The 21,161-nt window shown below is 70.4% G+C and carries 11 protein-coding genes and 1 tRNA gene; 6 read left to right on the top strand and 6 right to left on the bottom strand.

Annotated features, from left to right (window positions below; genetic code table 11):
* Positions 1-27: 27 nt before the first annotated feature.
* Positions 28-4,902, top strand: a complete 4,875-nt coding sequence (locus tag BEK98_RS35900; protein ID WP_143684200.1) for a tetratricopeptide repeat protein — start codon at positions 28-30, stop codon at positions 4,900-4,902.
* Here BEK98_RS35900 and BEK98_RS35895 read toward each other — a convergent pair.
* On the bottom strand, positions 4,895-7,339 hold the full coding sequence (locus BEK98_RS35895) for a SpoIIE family protein phosphatase (protein WP_094220919.1): 2,445 nt from the start codon (positions 7,337-7,339) through the stop codon (positions 4,895-4,897). The two genes, BEK98_RS35900 and BEK98_RS35895, sit on opposite strands and share 8 nt — an antisense overlap.
* A 313-nt stretch (positions 7,340-7,652) precedes the next feature.
* Positions 7,653-10,088, bottom strand: coding sequence for a SpoIIE family protein phosphatase (locus BEK98_RS35890; protein WP_094220918.1), 2,436 nt, complete (start codon positions 10,086-10,088; stop codon positions 7,653-7,655).
* A gap of 418 nt (positions 10,089-10,506) precedes the next feature.
* On the opposite strand from BEK98_RS35890, the gene BEK98_RS35885 reads away from it, so the two are divergent.
* Complete coding sequence (locus tag BEK98_RS35885; RefSeq protein ID WP_094220917.1) at positions 10,507-11,256, top strand: SDR family NAD(P)-dependent oxidoreductase; 750 nt, start codon at positions 10,507-10,509, stop codon at positions 11,254-11,256.
* A gap of 25 nt (positions 11,257-11,281) precedes the next feature.
* A complete protein-coding gene (locus BEK98_RS35880) occupies positions 11,282-11,821 on the top strand; it encodes a cupin domain-containing protein (RefSeq protein WP_094220916.1) in 540 nt (179 codons plus the stop codon).
* Between the two features lie 131 nt (positions 11,822-11,952).
* Here BEK98_RS35880 and BEK98_RS35875 read toward each other — a convergent pair.
* From BEK98_RS35875 to sucC, 4 genes are all read right to left on the bottom strand, one after another.
* A tRNA-Leu gene (locus tag BEK98_RS35875) sits at positions 11,953-12,037 on the bottom strand.
* Positions 12,038-12,212: 175 nt separating this feature from the next.
* A complete protein-coding gene (locus BEK98_RS35870; protein WP_094220915.1) occupies positions 12,213-13,787 on the bottom strand; it encodes an aldehyde dehydrogenase family protein in 1,575 nt (524 codons plus the stop codon).
* Positions 13,788-13,856: 69 nt separating this feature from the next.
* Positions 13,857-14,738, bottom strand: a complete 882-nt coding sequence (gene sucD, locus BEK98_RS35865; RefSeq protein ID WP_094220914.1) for a succinate--CoA ligase subunit alpha — start codon at positions 14,736-14,738, stop codon at positions 13,857-13,859.
* A gap of 11 nt (positions 14,739-14,749) precedes the next feature.
* Positions 14,750-15,880, bottom strand: a complete 1,131-nt coding sequence (gene sucC, locus BEK98_RS35860) for an ADP-forming succinate--CoA ligase subunit beta (protein ID WP_094220913.1) — start codon at positions 15,878-15,880, stop codon at positions 14,750-14,752.
* Between the two features lie 167 nt (positions 15,881-16,047).
* On the opposite strand from sucC, the gene BEK98_RS35855 reads away from it, so the two are divergent.
* The 3 genes from BEK98_RS35855 to BEK98_RS35845 are packed head-to-tail and all read left to right on the top strand — an operon-like array spanning position 16,048 to position 21,122.
* On the top strand, positions 16,048-17,730 hold the full coding sequence (locus BEK98_RS35855; protein WP_094220912.1) for a thiamine pyrophosphate-binding protein: 1,683 nt from the start codon (positions 16,048-16,050) through the stop codon (positions 17,728-17,730).
* A gap of 10 nt (positions 17,731-17,740) precedes the next feature.
* Entirely contained in the window at positions 17,741-18,973 is a 1,233-nt protein-coding gene (gene frc, locus BEK98_RS35850) for a formyl-CoA transferase (RefSeq protein ID WP_094221023.1), read from the top strand.
* Between the two features lie 4 nt (positions 18,974-18,977).
* The gene (locus BEK98_RS35845) at positions 18,978-21,122 is read left to right on the top strand and encodes an acetate--CoA ligase family protein (RefSeq protein ID WP_094221022.1); all 2,145 of its coding nucleotides are present in this window, start codon (positions 18,978-18,980) and stop codon (positions 21,120-21,122) included.
* The last annotated feature ends 39 nt before the right edge of the window (positions 21,123-21,161 follow it).

The following is a 21,161-nucleotide window of genomic DNA, read 5'->3' as shown; positions in this document are numbered from 1 at the left end:
GAGTCCAACAGATCCTGTGGGGGAACCATGGATCGGAATCGCGTGGTGGCGGTCGGTTCGTCGGAGGCCCAGGGTTCCGGCTATGTCGTCGGTCCCCAGCTGGTGCTGACATCCGCTCATGTGGTCGGCCCGGAGGGCACACCCGTAAAGCTGTTCCGCCCCGGACGGAAGCTGGTCTACCACGGGACCGTCGTCTGGCGCGGCACGCCGAACGGACGCGACGACGCGGCCCTGGCCCGGATCGACGACCCCGCCTGGCAGCCCCCCGCGGGCAGAGCCGAACCGTGGGGGCGGCTGGGCACTTGGCTGCCCCAGCAGGAGTGCCAGACCTGGGGCGTGCCCAAGGTGGCCGAGCTGAAGCGCCCCCCGGCATCGGGTAACGCGCAAAAAGGGAAAGGCACACCCGAGCTGAAACAGCTGAGCGGTCGGATCAACCCCGGCAGCGGTCTCGTCGCCAACCGCTACGTCATGGATCTGAGCCAGACCCCGCCGACCTGGACGGATGCCGAAGGGTCCCGGTCCCCGTGGGCGCGTCTGTCCGGCGCCGCCCTGGTCTGCGATGAGCAGATCATCGGTGTGATGGCGGTCGACCCGGCCCACTCCGGGTTCGGGACACTGCACGCCGTTCCCGCCTACATGCTCCACCGCAGCGACTCCTTCCGCAGCGCCCTGAAGGAGTACGGGGCGGACTCCACGACTCTGGAGGTCACCGAGTTCCGCGAACTCGGCGGGGTGGCAGGGGCGGGTGCGGGACAGCAGGAGGAGACGCTGCTCTCGCCGGCGGCGTTGCTGGAGCCCTCACGTCAGGTGGTGGGTTTCCACGGACGCGGGGAACTGCTCCAACGCCTTGAGGACTGGTGCGCGCAGGACGGGCCCGGCGTCTGGCTCGTCCATGCCCCGGGCGGCCAGGGCAAGACCCGCCTGGCACTCCAGTTGCAGGCGAATCTCGGCCGCACGGGTCGGAAAGGGCCGGGGGCGGCGAAACCACGGCCATGGCAGGTGATCTGGCCCGGATTCGACGCCCCTCCGGAGGAACTGGACCGGTTGCGGCACGCAGTCGATCCGGTGCTGGTGGTGCTGGACCTGGCGGAGATCAGGGTCCCTCAGCTCGACGCCCTGCTGAAGGCCGCCGCCGATCCGATGCGCGCGGAGCCGTTCAAACTGCTGCTGTTGGCCCGCACCGCAGGCGAATGGTGGCAGAGCGCCCGGCGCGGCCCGGGGAGCGGCAAGCACCTGCTGGGGGCCGCCGAGGTCACCGACCTCCCGGCGCTGCTGCCCAACCCCACGGCCCGCGAAGCGGCGTACCGGGAGGCGCTCCAGGCCTTCGCGGACGCGCTGCCCTCGGTCGGGCCGCGGCCTCGCGCCGACTGGGCGGAGCTGGCCGCGTCGATCACGCCGCCGGAGCTGCGCGGCAGCGGCTGGAGCAACGCGCTCACCCTCCACATGACCGCCCTGGCGGACCTTCTGGATGCCGCGTCAAAGGGATCCGGCTCGGCGACCGAGGCTGCGCCGGGGCCGGATGACCGGTCAAGGGACACGGATGACCGGTCACTGGATGCGGAAGACCGGCTGCTGGAGCACCAGACGTGGTACTGGGAGCAGGCTGCCGTCGCCCACGGCCTGGGACTCTCCCGGCGTAGCCTCAAGGACGCCATGGCATTCGCCATGCTGGTCGAGCCGGCCGACGAGCAGCATGGGCTCGCCCTGCTGAGCCGCGTACCCGCCCTGAACGGGCAGACCTCCGACGTCCTCGATCGGGCCAGCCACTGGATCCGCGCCCTGTGCCCGGGTGATCCCGGCCGTCCCTGGGGCACTCTGCAGCCGGACCGACTGGCGGAGCGCCTGGTCGGCCGCCGTCTGCTGACCCGTCCTCACCTGGCCACGGCTGTCCTCGACAGCCCGGACCTCACGGACCCGCAGGCCGCCCGGCTGCTGGCCTTTGTGACCCGGGCCGCCGGGCACCCGCCGTTGCGCGAGACACTCGCCCCGCAGGTGACGCTGATGTGCGGCGCCCACCTGCCCCGGCTGGCCCTCCCCGCGATGGACGCCGCCACCCAGGTGGAGATCCCCGAGCCGCTGATCGCCGCGCTCACCCACCACGCGGCGGCCCCTGACACCACGATCACCGAGCTGGAGCGCCTGGCCGACCACCTGCCGGACTCCACCTACAACCTGACCGAACTCGGTGTCCACCTGCTCGAACGCATCGCGGATTTGCATCCTGCGGCAAAGGCAGACGCGGTGGATTCCCCAGGACCGCTGACCCGCGGAGCGCGCAGACTGTTCCGGGCGCGGGCGGTCGCACAGAAACGAGCGGCACAGGCCCGGCGCGAACTGGAGCTGTCCCGACGACTCCGCCAACTCTCCAAGAACCGCCTGGAGATGGGACTTCGAGCAGAAGGGCTGGCGGCGGCGCAGGCGGCGGTGGATCTGCTCCGGCCGCTGGTCGCCGAGGGCCTGGACGGCGCGCGGGCGGAGCTGGCAGCCGCGCTCAACAACGTGTCCGTCGGTCAGAGCGAACTCGGCCTGAGGGCCGAGGCGTTGACCACCGCTACCGAGGCCGTGGACATCGCCCAGGCCGTCGTGGACGCGGAAGCGGCACCCGTCGGCCTGAGTCCACACGGCCCGCGCCGGCGCCTGGCCCAGACGCTGAACACCCGGGCGATGGCCGAGGGTGGTCTCGGCAGGCCCGAGGACGCGCGGAATTCCTCCGAGTGCGCGGCGCATCACCTTCGAGAGGTGGTGGCTCTGGGGGCAGAGGACGCGGACGACGCGCTCGCGAACAATCTGCTGCTCCTCTCCAACTATCGTGCCGCCACAGGGCACTACGAGGATGCGTTGGAAGCCGCCGAGGAGGCAGTGAAGAACTACGAGGAACTCGCGGCGAAGCACCCGGACGCGTACGGCGTGGCCCTGGCCGGCTGTGTGGGCGTCCATGCCCAGCGTCTGGGGGAGCTGGGCCGGTCGGAGGAGTCGCTGGCCGCGACGCGCCGTACCGTCGCCCTGCGCAGAAGGCCGGCCGGTGAGCGGCCCAGGGCGCACGGCTCGGATCTCGTGAACAGCCTCAACTCGCTCGCGCTGGAACTCGGTGATGCCGGCCTCCACGACGAGGCGGAGGAGGCCCTTGGCGAGGCGGTCGAGCTGTGCGAGAGCCTGGTCGCCGACGAGCCCGGCGCCTTCCGCGACCGGCAGGCCATGGTTCTCCACAACCTCGCCAACCAGCGTGCGGAAAGGGGCGATCCCGACGGAGCCGTGTCGGCCGCCCGACAGGCCGCCGACCTCTACGCCGCCCTGGAGGCGGAGCACCCGACGGCGTTCCAGGACGACGTCGCGATGAGCCTCGCCACCCTGGCCGGCTGTCTGGCCGCCACCGGGCAGCACGAAGAGGCTGTCGCCCACTACCTCTCCGCGGCGGAGACGTACCGCGCCCTGGCGGCCGAGGCACCGACGAGCACGAACCCGGGACTCGCCCTGTGCCTCAACAACCTCGCGGTCCAGCAGCGCATGCTCGGTCAGGGTGAGGAGGCGCTCGCCACGGTGCGGGAGACCATCGAGCTGCAGCGCCCCCTGGCCGAGGCCACCCCCGACGCACACCTTCCAGGACTGTCGCGCTACTGCATGCACGAGGCCGTCTGCCTCAACTTCCTCGGCCGCCAGGCCGAGACCGTGGCCGCACTGCAGCGGGCCGTGGACATCGACGAGAGGCTGGCGGAGAAGTCTCCCGCGCGGTTCGAGGCCCAACTGGTCGAGCGGCTCACCATGATCGGTGGGCTCGCCGGGACCTGCTCGCTGCGGCCGCAGGGGCTGCGGGCAGTGGAACGCGCCCTGACGATCCGCCGGAAGCGCGCCGAGGCCGACGGGGTTCTTCACGACCCTCAGCGGGCACAGCTGTTGCAGCTCCTGAGCAACCACCTGCACAACAGCGGCCGTTACGACGAGTGCGTCGACGCCGCCGGGGAAGCCGTCGCGATCCGGCGCGCACTGGCGGAGCAGGCCGACGGGCCCGAGTCCCGCGTCGCACTCGCCGAAGCACTCTCGAATCTGGGGCTGCGCCACGCGCAAGCGGGGCTGCGCCCGCAGGCGGTCCCGCCGCTGGAGGAGGCGGAGCACGAGCTGCGGCGACTCGGGGAGCAGCCGAGCGCGGCCCAGAAGTCCGCCCTGGGCACGGTCCGGATGCTGCTGACGCTGTCCTACCTCGCCCTCGGCTCGGCCGAGGCAGCCCAGGCCGCGGCCGAGGAGGCGGCGGAGATCTTCGAACGGCTCCCGGTGACCAGCCCCGCGGACGAACTCAATCTCGCTGCCGCGTTGAGCGGCTTGGGTACGGTGCGCAGCGAGCTGGGCGAGCCGGCGGACGGTCTGGCCCTGCTCGATCGCGGCATCGAGATCGCACGCCGTCCCGCCCTCGGCGGTGCGGCACCCCTCCTCAGTTTCCTCGGCCACCAGCTCACCAGCTCGGGCACCCAGCTCCTGCGGCTCCCCCGGCGGTTGGAGGAGGCGATCGAGACCTCCGAGGAGGCGGTCGCGGTGGCCGCTCCTCTCGCCGAGGAGGACCCGATCCCCTACGAGCCGCAACTGATCGCCGCTCAGGCCAATCTGGGCATCTGTCTGGCGCTGGCGGGACGCGCCGACGAGGCCGTGCAGCTCACCGCCCAGGCCCTGGCCCGCGTACGCCCTCTTGCGGCGGCCTCGCCCACGGCCCGGGCACTGGAACTCGGCACCGCCCTCCATGCCTTCGCCTTCGCCCGTTCGCATGCCGGGGTCGAGCAGGCGGAGGCGGCAGCGGCCGCGCAGGAGGCCGTCGAGCTGTTGACACGGCTGGCGGAGCAGGAGCCCGGATTCCTGCGCCGCGCGCTGCCGGAAGCACAACAGACGCTGGGTCAGCTCACCGCCAGGCTCACGTAGTACCGGACGTCGGCGCCACGGGGGCCGCCGACGCCAACGGCAACTCGGCCCAGATGGTCTTGCCGGTGGCGGCGTGCCGCGTGCCCCAGCGCTCGGTGAGCTGGGCGACCAGCATCAGGCCGCGTCCGCCCTCGTCGAAGATGCGGGCTCGGCGCAGGTGCGGTGCGGTGTTGCTGGCGTCGCAGACCTCGCAGATCAGCGTTCGGTCCTTGATGAGCCGCAGCCGGATGGGCGGGGCGGCGTGCCGGATCGCGTTGGTGACCAGCTCGCTGACCACGAGTTCGGCGACGAAGGCCAACTCGTCCAGATCCCAGGTGTGGAGCTGGGCGGCCGTGCGTGAGCGGGCCTCCGCCACGACAGCCGGATCGGCGGGCAGATCCCATTGGACGATGTGCCGGCTGTCCAGGGCCCGGGTGCGAGCGACGAGCAGCGCGACATCGTCGGCGGGGCGCCCGTCGAGCAGCGCCTTGAGGACGATGTCGCAGGTGGTCTCGAGCGAGGGAGCAGGGTCGGCGAGGGCGGAGCGCAGGGCGCGCAGCCCGGCGTCGATGTCCTGGCCGCGGGCCTCGATCAGGCCGTCGGTGTAGAGCGCGAGGAGGCTGCCTTCGGGAAGTTCGACGTCGACGGACTCGAAGGGCAGTCCGCCGAGGCCCAGGGGCGGGCCGGTGGGCAGTTCGAGGAAGTCCACCGTGCCGTCAGGGGTGACCAGAGCGGGCCAGGGGTGGCCGGCGCTGGCTAGGGAGCAGGTGCGGGAGGCCGGGTCGTAGACCGCGTACAGGCACGTGGCTCCGAGGTCGGAGGTCGGTGGCTCGGCCGCGGTCTCCAGGCCGGTGCTGAGGCGGATGACCAGGTCGTCCAGGTGCGCGAGCAGTTCGTCAGGGGGCAGGTCGACGTCGGCGAGCGTGCGGACGGCCGTACGCAGGCGTCCCATGGCGGCGGAGGCATGGAGTCCGTGGCCGACGACGTCGCCGACGACCAGGGCGACGCGGGCGCCGGAGAGCGGGATCACGTCGAACCAGTCGCCTCCGACCCCGGCCTGCGACCCCGCGGGCAGATAGCGGCCGGCGGCCTCGACGGCGGCCTGCTCGGGAATCCCCTGGGGCAGCAGGCTGTGCTGCAGGGCGAGGGTGGTGGTGCGCTCGCGCGTGTAGCGGCGGGCGTTGTCGATGCAGACCGCTGCCCGTGCCGCGAGTTCCTCGACGATCCGCAGGTCGTCCTCCGTGTACGGCGGGGTCGTCGGGTCCAGACGGGTGAAGAGGGCGGCGCCGAGGTTCACGCCGCGGGCGCGTAGCGGCACCGCCATGAGCGAGTGCGGGCGGTTCCGGTTCACCCAGTCGGCCCGGTCGGTGTCCTGGGACAGCCACCGTACGACCTCGGGGTCGGTGATCCGGTGCACGGTGCCGCGGCCGGTGGCCAGGCAGCGTTCGAGGGGTGAGAAGGCCGGGTAGCGGGCCAGGTCGCCGGCCTCTACGATGCCCGGCACGTGGGAGCGGATCGCCGTGCGCCGCAGCATCAGGGGGGCGCCGACGGGGATGGGCGCGGGCTCGTCGCCGTGCAGCACGGCGTCGAGCAGATCGACCGAGGCGAAGTCCGCGCACACGGGCACGGCCACGTCCGCCAGCTCCTGGGCGGTACGGGCCACGTCCAGGCTGCTGCCGATGCGCGTGCTGGCCTCGTTGAGCAGCGCCAGCCGCTCGCGGGCCGCGGACTGCTCCGAGAAGTCGAGCGCGGCCACCTGCACGCCCTGCACCAGTCCGGCCGGGTCCTTGAGGGGGTCCACGTGCACGATCCAGGCGTGTGCGTACGGTTCACCCGGTACCCGCACATGGTTCTCGATGTGCTCCGGCACACCGGTCGCCGCCACCCGGTCGACGGCCTGCTCAGGACGCTGGAACCGGGGGTCCGGCATGTGCTCGGTGATCCGGAGCCCGCGAAGCTCCCGCTCCGACGCTCCGAGCTGCTGCTCCATGCGGGGGTTGGCCCGGAGGAACCGGCCCTCGGGGTCGTAGACGGCCAGGGCGAACGGGGACTGATCGAACGACCAGCGCAGCAGCGTGTCCGTGTCGCGGCCGTCCTCTCTTGTCTCTCCGTCCTGCGCGGGTACGGCCTCCAGGCACCAGCCGGTCCGCCCGTCACCGGTGGCCAGCGGACGCGCCCGAAGGCTGCACTCCACGGAGCGTCCGCCACGGTCGCGGAGCACCACCGGCCCGGCCCAGCCCGCCTGCCCGGCAAGTCTCTCGAGAGCGGCCCCGGGGAGGGGCGAAGCGAGCAGGTCCGCCGCCGGCCGGCCCACCGCCTCGGCGGCGGAGTACCCGAGCAACCGCCGCGCACCGGCACTCCAGCCCGTGAGCACTCCGTCCGGAGCCGTCACCGCCACGGCCTCTCCGGTGTCGAGGGGATCACTCGGTTCATGGTGGCCGGCCGCCGGTGCATCCATGATCCTCAGCTCCCCTCGAATCCTCGCCGACTCAAGAATCCCTCAGGAGCACGAAAAAGGCCTGGTCACCATGTTGACCAGGCCTTTCACTCTGTGGATCGTTCACGAGTCCCACTGACCAGCGACGATGCGGCCAAATGAGCGTGCACTTCCCGGCCACACCAAGATCACTTCACAGATAGTTGCGGATTCACTCAACCGCGATGGGTGGGCGCCGGGCAAACATGACTCCCGCGTGATCATCGAGGGTGGCGTCGACTCGCCTCGGTCACCAGCCTCTCCCTGAAGTTCCTCACTATGCTGCTGGGTGTGGTCATGGCAGGCCAATCGGCTGCTCGGCCCAAATGGTCTTGCCACGGGCGTGGTAGCGAGTACCCCACAGTTGGGCGAACTGCGCGACCATGTAGAGCCCACGGCCCCCCTCGTCGGTCTCCACCGCGCGCCGGATGTGTGGAGAGGTGCTGCTGCCGTCGGAGACCTCGCAGATCAGGCTGCGGTCCTGGATCAACCGCAACATGATCGGCGGGCTCCCATAGCGGATGGCGTTGGTGACCAGCTCACTGACGATCAGTTCCGTCGTGAACTCCAGGTCTTCCAATCCCCACTCGGACAACCTGCGGCCGGCCAACTTCCGTGCCTCGGCCACGAACTCGGGATCCGTCGGCAGCTCCCACGCGATGTGCCGGTCCGGATCCAGCGCGCGGACCCGCGCCACGAGCAGCGCCAAGTCATCTTGCGGAGGGGACGGCGGTAGATGCCGGATCAGAGCGTTGCAGATGTCGTCGAGCGAGGCGGAAGCGGTGCCTTGGCCGTCGGGCAGGGCCTCGCGGAGCCAGGTCAGGTTCGTGTCGGTGCTCGGGTGCCACGCGTCCCCTGGGCCGCCGGTACAGAGGACCAGAAGGTCGTCGTCGTGCAGGGTCACTTCGCCGCAGTCGAAGGGTGCTCCGCCTTGGCCGAGGGGAGGGCCGACGGGCAGGTCGAGCTCCTCGACCTGCCCGTCGGCCGATATACGGGCGGGTGGCCGATGACCCGCCCGGGCCACGGCACACCGGCGGGAGATGGGGTCGAAGACCGCGTACAGGCAACGGGTCCCAGCCGCGCCGCCGGTCCAATCTTCCGTGTGCTCGTCCTGGAAGCGGTTCACCTGGTCGTCCAGGTGGGTGAGCAGTTCCTCCGGCGGCAGATCGAGATCCGCGAGGGTGCGCACTGCGGTACGCAGCCGCCCCATGGTCACCGCCGAGTGCAGGCCGTGTCCGGCCACGTCTCCGACCACCAGCGCCACCCGTGCCCCCGACAGCGGGATCACGTCGAACCAGGCACCTCCCAGGACCGTGCTGCCGCTTGCCGGTACATAGCGCGACGCCGTCTCCACGGCACCGAGCACCGGCATCCGCTGGGGCAGCAGGCTGCGTTGCAGTGCCAACGCCGTCGTCCGTTCCCGGGTGTACCGCCTGGCGTTGTCGATGCACACCGCGGCACGCGCCACGAGATCCTGGGCCAGCAGTACATCGTCCGCCTCGAACGGATGATCGCCCCTGAAGCGCAGGAAGACCGCCGTCCCCAGCGGGGCGCCGCGCGCGTACATCGGCACCAGCAGCCACGAGTGCACTCCGTAGGCATGTACCAGCGCAGCCCGTTGAGGGTCGACCAGGGCCAGTTCAGCGCCCAGTTGGTCGCCTCCCAGCAGCAGGGGTTCCCCGCTGACCAGCGCCCGGGAGAACAGTGAGGCGGTTCCGGAACTGAAAGGGTCGACATCTCCGGTGGCGACCACCGGCTCCCCCGGGCCCTCCGGGACACTGGAACTCGCCGCACGGCGCAGCGCTGTTCCTTCGGCGATCGGTCCGGCGACTGGCTCCTGCCCGCCGAGGACCGGGTCCAGGAGGTTGACGTAGGCGTGGTCGGCGAAGACAGGCACCGCCACGTCGGTCAGCTCGCGGGCGGTGTACAGGACGTCAAGCCTACTGCCGATCTTCGCGCTCGCATCGTTGACCAGCGCCAACCGTTCGCGGGCCCGGACCCGGTCGGTCACCTCGAAAACGGCGTGCGCCAGACCGATCACTTCCCCTGACTCGCTTCGCAAGGGAACGATGGTTTCCGAAAAGACCTGCTGCCGATCCGGATCGTCGGGAGGCCGGGCGCGGACCTCCGTGGCAACCAGCGCCTCGCCCGTGGCCAGGACCTTCCGTTGCCGCTCCTCAAACGCCGCCATGTCCAGCATCCCGACCGGCGCCACCTCCCACATGGGCCGCCCGAGAAAGTCCTGGTCGCGGAAACCCTTCAGACGTCGCGCGTTCTGTGCGACGTAGCGCAGGTCAGTATCGAACACGTCGATATGGAAAGGGGATTCGGTGAACAGCCCCCTCAGCAGTGCCCGCCCGAGGTTCTTCCGCCGGACGGCATCGGCGCTCTCCGCCTGAAGCAGCCAATACGGCTCACCGGAGGTGGTCACCAGGGGATGGGCCCACATCCCGACCTCGACGGGGCTACCGTCCCGATGCCGCAGGACGACCTGGCCGAGAACGGCCGTCCGCCGTACTCGGGCGCGCTCGGCGAGCCGAGTGGCGTCGGCGCGGGTGTACAGAAGGTCGGCACCGTATTGCCCGCGGACTTCCCTCGCGGTGTGGCCGAGCAGTCGCTGAGCGCCTGAGCCCCAGCTCGTCAGCACGCCGCGAGCGTCGACGGTGGCGTACGCCTCGTCCCCGGACTCGGGGAGATCTTCGAGGGCGTCGTGGAACATGGCATCGCGCATGCGTCACACCCACTCCACGACCCGCGGCACTCGACTGGACCCGCGCCCAGGGAGTTCCGCAGCCGTATCAAGTGGAAGGCGTTGTTTCATCGGCCGGACCGACTCACCGGAACGCAATTCTATCGCCGCAACCTGAAGGTCATGCCGGCGTGCAAGCCGAGTGGCGGCTCGCAGGCACCGTCTGATCGGTAGCGCGACCTTTCAGGCGGCGGGAAGCTGCCGCATCCATGGGCTGTCAGTAGCTTGCCCTGAGGTCAGTGCGAGCGACAATTGCAACATTCCGGCAGACCTTCTCTCGTAGTCGACGAGTCGGAGCCGTGACTCGTTGGTCGAGACGCGAAGCTTGCGGGCTCGTCCTTTCCGAACGAACGAGGCGTGGCGCGGGAGCAGCCCGCTGGCACAAGGGAGTAACGCGGGTATGGCAGAAAAAGCCAATGCGAGCGGTAATCCGGTGGCCGTCGTCGCGGGCGGATCGACGGGGATCGGTGCATCCGTCGCCACGCGGCTCGACGAGGAGGGCTACAGAGTCGTTGTCGTGGGGTCGAAGAGCGTCGAGGAGGGCAAGGCCGTCGCGGCGAGCCTGCATGACGGCTTGTTCCTCCAAGCGGATCTCGGCGAGGCTGACGCGGCTCAGCACGTCGTCACGGCGGTGGAGAACCGTTACGGACGGTTGGACACGGTCGTCTATGCGGCAGGCACTACTGTCCGCATCCCGCATTCGGACATCCAGGCCGTCACTGACGAGGTATGGGAGGACATCCTGCGCATGAACGTGCTGGGGCCCTGGCGCTTCGTGCGAGCTGCCGAATCGCTGCTGAAAAGAGGCGGGCAGGGCAACTTGATCGTCGTGGGCGCGCTGGCCGGTGTGGACACCGGGGGCAGCAGCTTGCCCTATGCGGTCAGCAAAGCGGCGGTGCACCACATGTGCAAGCTGCTCGGCTGGGCGCTCGGACCGCACGTGCGGGTCAATGTGGTGGCGCCTGGCTTCATTGAGACTCGCTGGACCGAGGACTGGGCGGAGCTGCGATCTTTGGTCACCGAAAAGGCACCACTGCACCGCACAGGCCGCCCCGAGGAGATCGCCGAAATCGTCATCGGCCTGATGCGCAGCACCTACGTGACCGGCCAGGTCGTGGTCGCCGACGGCGGCCTCTCACTCGTGCCCTGATCACCGGCACTCCGGGAGCCGAGTCATGCCAGAGAACATTCCGATGTCCAAGCGCAAGATTGACCCCGCAGCCTCCGTGCAACGGTTTCGTAGGCTCGTGACCGGTCTGGACGAGCGCGGCCGGTCGACGTTCCTGTCGGACGAACTGTGCCCGCACATGCAGGTCGTCGCCGACACTCCGACGTTCGTTGCTACCGACTTCTGGCGCCACGAGAACGTGCCGGTGGACAATTCCGGTCCGATGGACGACGGCGTCATGGATCAGGTGTCGATTTCCCCGCCGGCCACCGGATCGGTCTGCAGGGTGGTGGAGTTCCCGCCGGACAGCCACTGGGACGACGGCGGCGAGATCCGTTCCCGGATGTTCCACAGCACTGCCTCACTCGACTACGTGGTCGTACTACGCGGTGAGATCTGGGCGGTGCTGGACGCAGCTGAACGAAAGATGACCGCTGGGGACGTGCTGATCCAGCGGGGGACCAACCACTCCTGGTCCAACCGGTCGGAATCATCCTGTGTCGTGCTCTTCGTTTTGATCGGCGGTACCGCAGTCCGACCATGCTGATCCGCGTTCATACCGCCATCAGTGCGCTGAGGCGTGGCGAGGACCAGAAACGACGAAAAACCGGCGAGCCGCATGGCCCGACCGGTCGTTCGTGAACGCACCGGGACGATCTCGCGAACGTCCCTACTCTGTGTCCGAGGGGGGACTTGAACCCCCACGCCCGATAAAGGGCACTAGCACCTCAAGCTAGCGCGTCTGCCATTCCGCCACCCGGACTAGGTGTCTGTCGCCTTGCGGGGGCTGTTCCCCGCGGCGACATGGACAACAATACCAAGGTTTCGGAGCGCGTTTCACCTGCGTATCCGTCCCGTGGAGCGGTGGCCGGGGCGCCTGGAGCACCCCGGCCGCGCTTCCTACCTGACGTGACGGAACGCGTACGGTCCGCACCCGATCAGGGCATGAGCTGGTACTCCGGGAAGTTCCCGGGCAGCCGCTCCCCCGCCGGGCCCCGGGTGACGGCCCGCACCAGCAGCTCGCCGCCGACGAAGGCGCCGCGCCAGGAGGCGCCGAACCCGCCGAACAGCTCGTCGCGGTCCCCGCGGGAGCGCGGCCTGCCGTGGCCGGTCTTGAAGGCGCGGATCTGCGGGGCGAGCCGGCCGTAGGTGGCGGGGTCGTCCGTGGACAGGGTCGCCACCAGCGCACCGTTGGACGCGTTCATGGCGGCCAGCAGCTCGGCCTCGGTGTCCACCAGGACGATCGTGTCGACCGGGCCGAAGGGTTCCGCGTGGTGCAGGGGGGAGGAGGGCGGCGGGTTGAGGAGGGTGACCGGCCGGACGTAGGCCGAGGTGTCCTGGCCGGGCAGGAAGCGCGCCTCGTCGGGCCGGCCGCGGTGCAGGGGTACGGCGCCCCGGTCGACGGCCTCGGCGACCTGGTCGGTGAGTTCCTTGGCCTTGGCCGCGTTGATCAGCGGTCCGAAGTCCAGTTCGGGCGGCGGGTCGCCGGGGTCGGTGACGGCGAGGGGGTGGCCGACGCGGACGGTGGCGACCGCCGGGAGGTAGGCGGCCAGGAAGGAGTCGAAGAGGGAGCGCTGGACGACGAAGCGCGGGTAGGCCGTGCAGCGCTGCTTGCCGTAGTCGAAGAGCTTCGGGATCAGGGCGGTGAGCTGGGGCCAGTCGGAGAAGCCCCAGATGCCCCAGGTGTTGAGTCCCTCCTGTTCCAGGATGTGCCGTTTGCCGAGGTCGGCGACGGCGGTGGCGACGGCCGCACCGGCGCCGCGGCCGCCGACGAAGGAGACACAGCCGATCTCCGGCGCCCGCACCAGCGCCCGGTTCAGCTCGCCGCCGCTGCCGCCGACCAGGGTCACGGGAACGCCCTCGCGGGCGGCCAGCGCCGAGGCGAGGGTGAGGCAGGCCACGCCCCCGTCGGTCGGGGTCTTCGCGATCACCGCGTTGCCCGCCAGCGCCTGCACCAGCAGGGCGTGCACGAGCACGCTCATCGGGTAGTTCCAGCTGGCGATGTTGGACACCGGCCCGTCCAGCGGGGCCCGGCCGGCGAGCATCGGCTCGATGCCGTCGACGTACCAGCGCACCCCGTCGATCGCCCGGTCGACGTCCGCGAGGGCGAGCCGCCAGGGTTTCCCGATCTCCCAGACGAGGAGCAGGGCGAGCAGTTCGCGGTGCTCGGCGAGGGAGTCCAGGGTGGCGGCGATCCGGGCCCGCCGCTCGGGCAGCGGGACGTGCCGCCAGGCCCGGTGCTGGTCGAGGGCCGCGCGTACGGCCCGCTGGGCGGTGGTGCCGTCGAGGCGCGGTGCGCCGGCGATGGGGGTGCCGTCGACCGGGGTGGTCGCGGGCAGGGTCCGCCCGTCGGTCTGCCAGGCGGCGCCCCAGAGATTGAGGACACGGTCGTCCCGAAAGGCCTCGGGGGCCACGGCGAGACACCGCTGCCAGGCGTGGGTGTAAGAGGTGCCGGGTTTCAGGACCGGGGTCGGGGTGGGGGGCGGTTGGTTCGGGGTGAGGGTGGGTGCCATACGTCAGCTCCGCTCTCGGTGCACGGTCGGGGCGGGGTGGGGCGGGGTGGAGGCAGGGCGGGAAGCGCGTCAGCCGCGCCGAAGCGTCTCCAGTACCAGCCGAGCGGTCTCCGTGGGGGTCCGGCCGACCCGGACCCCGGCCGCTTCCAGCGCCTCCTGCTTGGCGTGGGCCGTGCCCGCCGAGCCGGAGACGATGGCGCCCGCGTGGCCCATGGTCCGGCCCTCGGGTGCGGTGAACCCGGCTATGTAGCCGACGACCGGCTTGGTGACGTGCTCGCGGATGTACGCGGCCGCGCGTTCCTCCGCGTCGCCGCCGATCTCCCCGATGAGGACGACGAGTTCGGTGTCGGGGTCGTCCTGGAAGGCGGCGAGGCAGTCGATGTGGCTGGTGCCGACGACGGGGTCGCCGCCGATGCCGACGCAGGTGGAGAAGCCGATGTCGCGCAGCTCGTACATGAGCTGGTAGGTGAGCGTGCCCGACTTGGAGACGAGCCCGACGGGGCCCGGCTTGGTGATGTCGGCGGGGATGATGCCCGCGTTGGACTGGCCGGGGGTGATCAGGCCGGGGCAGTTGGGGCCGATGACGCGGGTGCCGCGCTCGGCGGCGTACGTGGTGAAGGCGACGGTGTCGTGGACCGGGATGCCCTCGGTGATGACGACGGCGAGGGGGATGCGGGCGTCGGCGGCCTCGGTGACGGCCGCCTTGGCGAAGGCGGGCGGGACGAAGACGACGGTGACATCGGCTCCGGTCGACCGTATACCGTCGGCGACCGACCCGAAGACGGGAACGACCTGCCCGTCGAAGTCGACGGTCCGCCCGGCCTTGCGCGGGTTGACGCCGCCGACGACGTGCGTGCCGGCCGCGAGCATGCGCCGGGTGTGCTTCATGCCCTCGCCGCCCGTCATGCCCTGGACGAGGACCTTGCTCTCCTTGGTGAGGTGGATGGCCATGTTCCCTCTCCTCAGGCGGTGCGGGCGAGTTGGGCGGCCCGCCGGGCGGCGCCGTCCATGGTGGTGGCCTGTTCGACCAGCGGGTGCGCGCGCTCCTGGAGGATCGCGCGGCCGCGGGCGGCGTTGTTGCCGTCGAGGCGGACCACCAGCGGCTTGGTCAGCCGGATACTGTCGACAGCCGCCACGATCCCGTCGGCGACCGCGTCGCAGGCGGTGATCCCGCCGAAGACGTTGACGAAGACGGACTTCACGGCCGGGTCGGAGAGGATCACCGAAAGGCCGTCGGCCATGATCCGGGCGGAGGCGCCGCCGCCGATGTCGAGGAAGTTGGCGGGCCGCGCACCGCTGCCGGCGACCACGTCGAGGGTCGACATGACCAGGCCCGCGCCGTTGCCGATGACGCCGACCTCGCCGTCGAGCTTGACGTAGTTGAGGCCGCGGGCGGCGGCCGCCGCCTCCAGCGGATCGTGGTGCTCCTGCGTCCCGTCCCCCCAACGTGCCTGTCGGAAGCGGGCGTTGTCGTCCAGGGTGACCTTGCCGTCGAGGGCGAGGATGTGCCCCTGGGCGGTGCGCACGAGCGGGTTGACCTCGACGAGCAGCGCGTCCTCGCGGACCAGCACCTGCCACAGCCGTACGAGGACGTCGACGGTCTGCGGCGGCAGCCCGGCCGCCTCGGCGATCTGACCCGCCTTGGCGGAGGTGACACCCTCGGCCGGGTCGACGGGGATCCGCGCGACCGCTTCCGGCCGGGTCGCGGCCACTTCCTCGATCTCCATGCCGCCCTCGGCCGAGGCGATCGCCAGGAAGCGGCCCGCCGCGCGGTCGAGGACGTAGGAGACGTAGAACTCGCTGTCGATGTCGACGGGTTGGGCCAGCATCACCTTGCCGACCGTGTGGCCCTTGATGTCCATGCCGAGGATCTGGCGTGCCGTCAATTCCGCCGCGGCCGGATCGGCGGCGAGTTTCACACCGCCCGCCTTGCCCCGGCCACCGGTCTTGACCTGCGCCTTCACTACGACCCGGCCGCCGAGCCTGCGGGCGATCTCGCGGGCCTCCTTGGGCGAGTCCGTCACCTCGGCCCTCGGCACCAAGATGCCGTGTTCCTCGAAGAGTTCCCTTGCCTGGTGTTCGTACAGGTCCATTCCGGCTCCTGTCTTAAAAGTGCCGCACGCCCCCTGGACACCACCCACTGGATGCGGGATAACAAGCTTCATACAGTATTCGTCGACTGTATGCAATGTACTGCCGACAGTCGACGACGTACGACGAGTGCGTTCCCAACCCCGTACGAAGGGACAAGGACCTCGCCATGCCCGACGACACCCAGGACGTGATCTCCGGTGGTCATCTCGTTGCCAAGGCACTGAAGGCGGAGGGGGTCGACCGCATCTACACCCTGTGCGGCGGCCACATCATCGACATCTACGACGGCTGCGTCGACGAGGGCATAGAAGTCGTCGACGTACGCCACGAGCAGGTGGCCGCCCACGCCGCCGACGGCTACGCCCGCATCACCGGCAAGCCGGGCTGCGCGGTGGTCACCGCCGGTCCAGGGACGACCGACGCCGTCACCGGGGTCGCCAATGCCTTCCGCGCGGAGTCGCCGATGCTGCTGATCGGCGGCCAAGGGGCGCTCACCCAGCACAAGATGGGGTCACTCCAGGACCTGCCGCACGTCGACATGATGGCGCCGATCACCAAGTTCGCGGCGACCGTACCCGACACAGCGCGCGCCGCCGACATGGTGTCCATGGCGTTCCGCGAGTGCTACCACGGCGCGCCCGGCCCCTCCTTCCTGGAGATACCGCGCGACGTACTGGACGCCAAGGTCCCGGCGGACAAGGCGCGGATACCGAAGGCCGGCGCCTACCGCGCCTCGACCCGCTCCGCCGGCGACCCGGAGGCCGTCGAGAAGCTCGCCGACCTGCTGGTGCACGCCGAGAAGCCCGCGATCCTGCTGGGCAGCCAGGTGTGGACGACCCGCGGCACCGAGGCCGCCATCGACCTGGTCCGCACCCTGAACATCCCGGCGTACATGAACGGCGCCGGCCGTGGCACCCTCCCGCCCGGGGACCCGCACCACTTCCAGCTCTCCCGCCGGTACGCCTTCTCCAACGCCGATGTCATCGTGATCGTCGGCACCCCGTTCGACTTCCGCATGGGCTACGGCAAGCGCCTCTCCCCCGACGCCACGGTCGTACAGATCGACCTGGACTACCGGACCGTCGGCAAGAACCGGGACATCGACCTGGGCATCGTCGGCGACGCCGGTCTGGTGCTGAAGTCGGTGACCGAGGCGGCCTCGGGACGTCTCAACGGGGGCGCGTCGAAGCGCAAGGAGTGGCTGGACGAGTTGCGCGCCGCCGAGCAGACCGCCCTCCAGAAGCGGCTGCCGAGCCTCAGGTCGGACGCCTCGCCCATCCACCCGTACCGCCTGGTCAGCGAGATCAACGACTTCCTCACCGAGGACTCGATCTACATCGGCGACGGCGGCGACATCGTCACCTTCTCCGGGCAGGTCGTGCAGCCCAAGTCCCCCGGCCACTGGATGGACCCGGGCCCGCTCGGCACCCTCGGCGTCGGCGTGCCCTTCGTGCTCGCCGCCAAGCAGGCACGCCCCGACAAGGAGGTCGTGGCCCTGTTCGGCGACGGCGCGTTCTCCCTCACCGGCTGGGACTTCGAGACCCTCGTCCGCTACGGCCTCCCGTTCGTCGGCATCGTCGGCAACAACTCCTCGATGAACCAGATCCGTTACGGCCAGGCCGCCAAGTACGGCAAGGAGCGCGAGCGGGTCGGCAACACCCTCGGCGACGTGGCGTACGACAAGTTCGCGCAGATGCTGGGCGGTTACGGCGAGGAGGTCCGCGATCCGGCCGACATCGGCCCCGCACTGCGCCGGGCCCGCGAGTCGGGCAAGCCGTCGCTGATCAACGTCTGGGTCGACCCGGACGCGTACGCCCCCGGAACCATGAACCAGACCATGTACAAGTGAGGTGACCCCGGTGACCAACAAGGCACTGACCGGCATCCGCGTCCTGGACATGACGCACGTGCAGTCCGGTCCCTCCGCCACCCAGCTGCTCGCCTGGCTCGGCGCCGACGTCGTCAAGCTGGAGGCGCCGAGCGGCGACATCACCCGCAAGCAACTGCGGGACCTGCCGGACGTCGACTCGCTGTACTTCACGATGCTCAACTGCAACAAGCGGAGCATCACGCTGAACACCAAGACCGAGCGCGGCAAGGAGATCCTCACCGAGCTGATCCGGCGCTCGGACGTCATGGTCGAGAACTTCGGGCCGGGCGCGGTCGACCGGATGGGGTTCACCTGGGACCGCATCAAGGAGATCAACCCTCGGATCGTCTATGCCTCCATCAAGGGGTTCGGGGACGGCCCGTACACCGACTTCAAGGCGTACGAGGTCGTCGCGCAGGCCATGGGCGGGTCGATGTCGACCACCGGTTTCGAGGACGGGCCACCGCTGGCGACGGGGGCCCAGATCGGGGACTCGGGCACGGGCGTCCACGCCGTGGCGGGGATACTCGCGGCGCTGTACCAGCGGGAGCACACCGGGCGCGGTCAGCGGGTCAATGTGGCCATGCAGCACGCCGTGCTCAACCTCTGCCGGGTGAAGCTGCGCGACCAGCAGCGCCTGGCACACGGCCCGCTCGCCGAATATCCCAACGAGGACTTCGGCACCGAGGTTCCCAGGTCCGGGAACGCGTCCGGGGGCGGTCAGCCCGGCTGGGCGGTCAAGTGCGCGCCGGGCGGCCCGAACGACTACGTGTACGTCATCGTGCAGCCGGTCGGCTGGCAGCCGATCAGCGAACTCATCGGCCGGCCCGAACTCGCCGGCGACCCCGAGTGGGCGACGCCCGAGGCCCGGCTGCCGAAGCTGAGCAAGATGTTCCAGCTGATCGAGGAGTGGTCGTCCACGCTCCCCAAGTGGGAGGTGCTGGAGAGGCTGAACGCGCACAACATCCCGTGCGGGCCGATCCTGTCCACCAAGGAGATCATCGAGGACGAGTCGCTGGCCGCCAACGAGATGGTGGTGCGTGTCCCGCACCCCGAGCGCGGCGAGTTCGTCACGGTCGGCAGCCCGCTCAAGCTCTCCGACTCCCCCGTCGAGGTGACCGGTTCACCGCTGCTCGGCGAGCACAACGCAGAGGTCTACATCGGCGAACTGGGCCTCGGCGACGAAGAGTTGCGCCTGTTGAAGTCGAACGGAGTGATCTGACGTGATGGCCGAAGACCGGGTGCTGAAGGTGCGCTCGCTCCTCGACGCCGTGCGGGCCGAGGGCCGTACCGCGCTGACCGCGCCCGAGGGCAAGGTGATCGCCGACGCGTACGGGATCGCCGTACCCGGCGAGGAGCTGGCGACCGACGTCGACGAGGCCGTGGCGTACGCGGCACGCTTCGGCGGGCCCGTCGTGATGAAGATCGTCTCCCCGGACATCCTGCACAAGACCGACGCCGGCGGTGTGGTCGTCGGGGTGGAGGGCGCGGCGGACGTACGGGCCGCGTTCCACCGGATCATCGAGAACGCGCGGGCGTACGACGCGGACGCACGCATCGAGGGCGTGCAGGTGCAGGAGCTGCTGCCGCAGGGGCAGGAGGTCATCGTCGGCGCGGTCACCGACCCCACGTTCGGGAAGGTCGTGGCGTTCGGGCTCGGCGGGGTGCTGGTCGAGGTGCTCAAGGACGTGACGTTCCGGCTCGCGCCCGTGTCAGCCGACGAGGCGCTGTCGATGCTCGACTCCATCCGGGCGGCGGAGGTCCTGCGCGGGGTGCGCGGGCAGGCGGGGGTGGACCGGTGGGCGGTCGCCGAGCAGATCCGGCGGGTGTCCCAACTGGTCGCTGACTTCCCGGAGATCGCCGAGGTTGACCTCAACCCGGTGATCGCGACGGCGGAGGGCGCGGTCGCGGCCGACATCCGGGTGATCCTCGCCGAGCAGCAGCCGGTACCGAGGAGGACGTACACCCGCGACGAGATCCTCACGTCCATGCGCCGGCTGATGCAGCCCTCCTCCGTCGCCGTCATCGGTGCCTCCAACGAGCAGGGCAAGATCGGCAATTCGGTGATGCGCAACCTCATCGACGGCGGTTTCTCCGGGGAGATCCATCCGGTGAACCCCAAGGCCGATGACATTCTGGGCCGCAAGGCGTACAAGAGTGTCACGGACGTTCCCGGTGAGGTGGATGTGGCCGTCTTCGCCATTCCCGCCCCGTTCGTGGCCGCGGCCCTGGAGGAGGTGGGACGGAAGAAGATCCCCAACGCCGTCCTCATCCCGTCCGGTTTCGCGGAGACCGGCGAGCACGAACTCCAGGCGGAGATCGTGCGGATCGCCGAGCGGCACGGCATCCGCCTGCTCGGCCCCAACATCTACGGCTACTACTCCACCTGGCAGGACCTGTGCGCCACGTTCTGCACGCCGTACGACGTGAAGGGGGGCGTGGCGCTGACCTCGCAGTCCGGTGGCATCGGCATGGCCATCCTGGGCTTCGCCCGCACCACGAAGACGGGCGTGTCGGCGATCGTCGGCCTCGGCAACAAGTCGGACCTGGACGAGGACGACCTGCTGACCTGGTTCGGCGAGGACCCGCACACCGAGTGCATCGCCATGCACCTGGAGGACCTCAAGGACGGGCGGGCGTTCGTGGCGGCGGCCCGTGCGACCGTGCCGAAGAAGCCGGTCGTGGTGCTGAAGGCGGGCCGTACGGCGGCGGGCGCGAAGGCGGCCGGTTCGCACACCGGGGCGCTCGCGGGCGACGACGCGGTGTACGACGACATCCTGCGGCAGGCGGGCGTCATCCGGGCGCCGGGCCTGAACGACATGCTGGAGTACGCCCGCGCCCTCCCCGTCCTGCCCACTCCCCAGGGCGACAACGTCGTGATCATCACCGGGGCGGGCGGCAGCGGCGTGCTGCTGTCCGACGCGGTGACCGACAACGGGCTGTCCCTGATGGAGATCCCGCCCGACCTGGACGAGGCGTTCCGCCGGTACATCCCGCCGTTCGGGGCGGCCGGCAACCCCGTGGACATCACGGGGGGCGAGCCGCCGTCGACGTACGAGGCGACGATCCGGCTCGGCCTGGAGGACCCGCGGATCCACGCGCTCGTCCTCGGCTACTGGCACACCATCGTCACCCCGCCGATGGTGTTCGCCGAACTGACCGCGCGCGTGGTCGCCGAGTTCCGCGAGCGGGGCGTCGAGAAGCCGGTCGTGGCGTCCCTCGCCGGGGACGTCGAGGTCGAGGAGGCCTGCCAGTACCTGTTCGAGCGGGGGGTCGTGGCGTACCCGTACACCACCGAGCGGCCGGTGGCCGTGCTCGGCGCGAAATACCGGTGGGCGCGGGCGGCAGGACTGTTGGGGGGCGGTTCATGAGGTGAGTGAGGAGGGGTCCGGCCGACGGTGCGCGTCGGC

Origin of the sequence: Streptomyces diastatochromogenes (assembly GCF_002242805.1) — a bacterium.
GTDB lineage: Bacteria > Actinomycetota > Actinomycetes > Streptomycetales > Streptomycetaceae > Streptomyces > Streptomyces diastatochromogenes.
Note: the sequence above shows the minus strand (reverse complement) of the source record. Positions and strands in the feature narration are given on the sequence as shown.

Bases quoted from the DNA above. Each gene is read 5' to 3' on its own strand.
- BEK98_RS35900 (WP_143684200.1), top strand. From the start codon at position 28: ATGGATCGGAATCGCGTGGTGGCGGTCGGTTCGTCGGAGGCCCAGGGT.
- BEK98_RS35895 (WP_094220919.1), bottom strand. From the start codon at position 7,339: ATGGATGCACCGGCGGCCGGCCACCATGAACCGAGTGATCCCCTCGAC.
- BEK98_RS35890 (WP_094220918.1), bottom strand. From the start codon at position 10,088: ATGCGCGATGCCATGTTCCACGACGCCCTCGAAGATCTCCCCGAGTCC.
- BEK98_RS35885 (WP_094220917.1), top strand. From the start codon at position 10,507: ATGGCAGAAAAAGCCAATGCGAGCGGTAATCCGGTGGCCGTCGTCGCG.
- BEK98_RS35880 (WP_094220916.1), top strand. From the start codon at position 11,282: ATGCCAGAGAACATTCCGATGTCCAAGCGCAAGATTGACCCCGCAGCC.
- BEK98_RS35870 (WP_094220915.1), bottom strand. From the start codon at position 13,787: ATGGCACCCACCCTCACCCCGAACCAACCGCCCCCCACCCCGACCCCG.
- sucD (WP_094220914.1), bottom strand. From the start codon at position 14,738: ATGGCCATCCACCTCACCAAGGAGAGCAAGGTCCTCGTCCAGGGCATG.
- sucC (WP_094220913.1), bottom strand. From the start codon at position 15,880: ATGGACCTGTACGAACACCAGGCAAGGGAACTCTTCGAGGAACACGGC.
- BEK98_RS35855 (WP_094220912.1), top strand. From the start codon at position 16,048: ATGCCCGACGACACCCAGGACGTGATCTCCGGTGGTCATCTCGTTGCC.
- BEK98_RS35845 (WP_094221022.1), top strand. From the start codon at position 18,978: ATGGCCGAAGACCGGGTGCTGAAGGTGCGCTCGCTCCTCGACGCCGTG.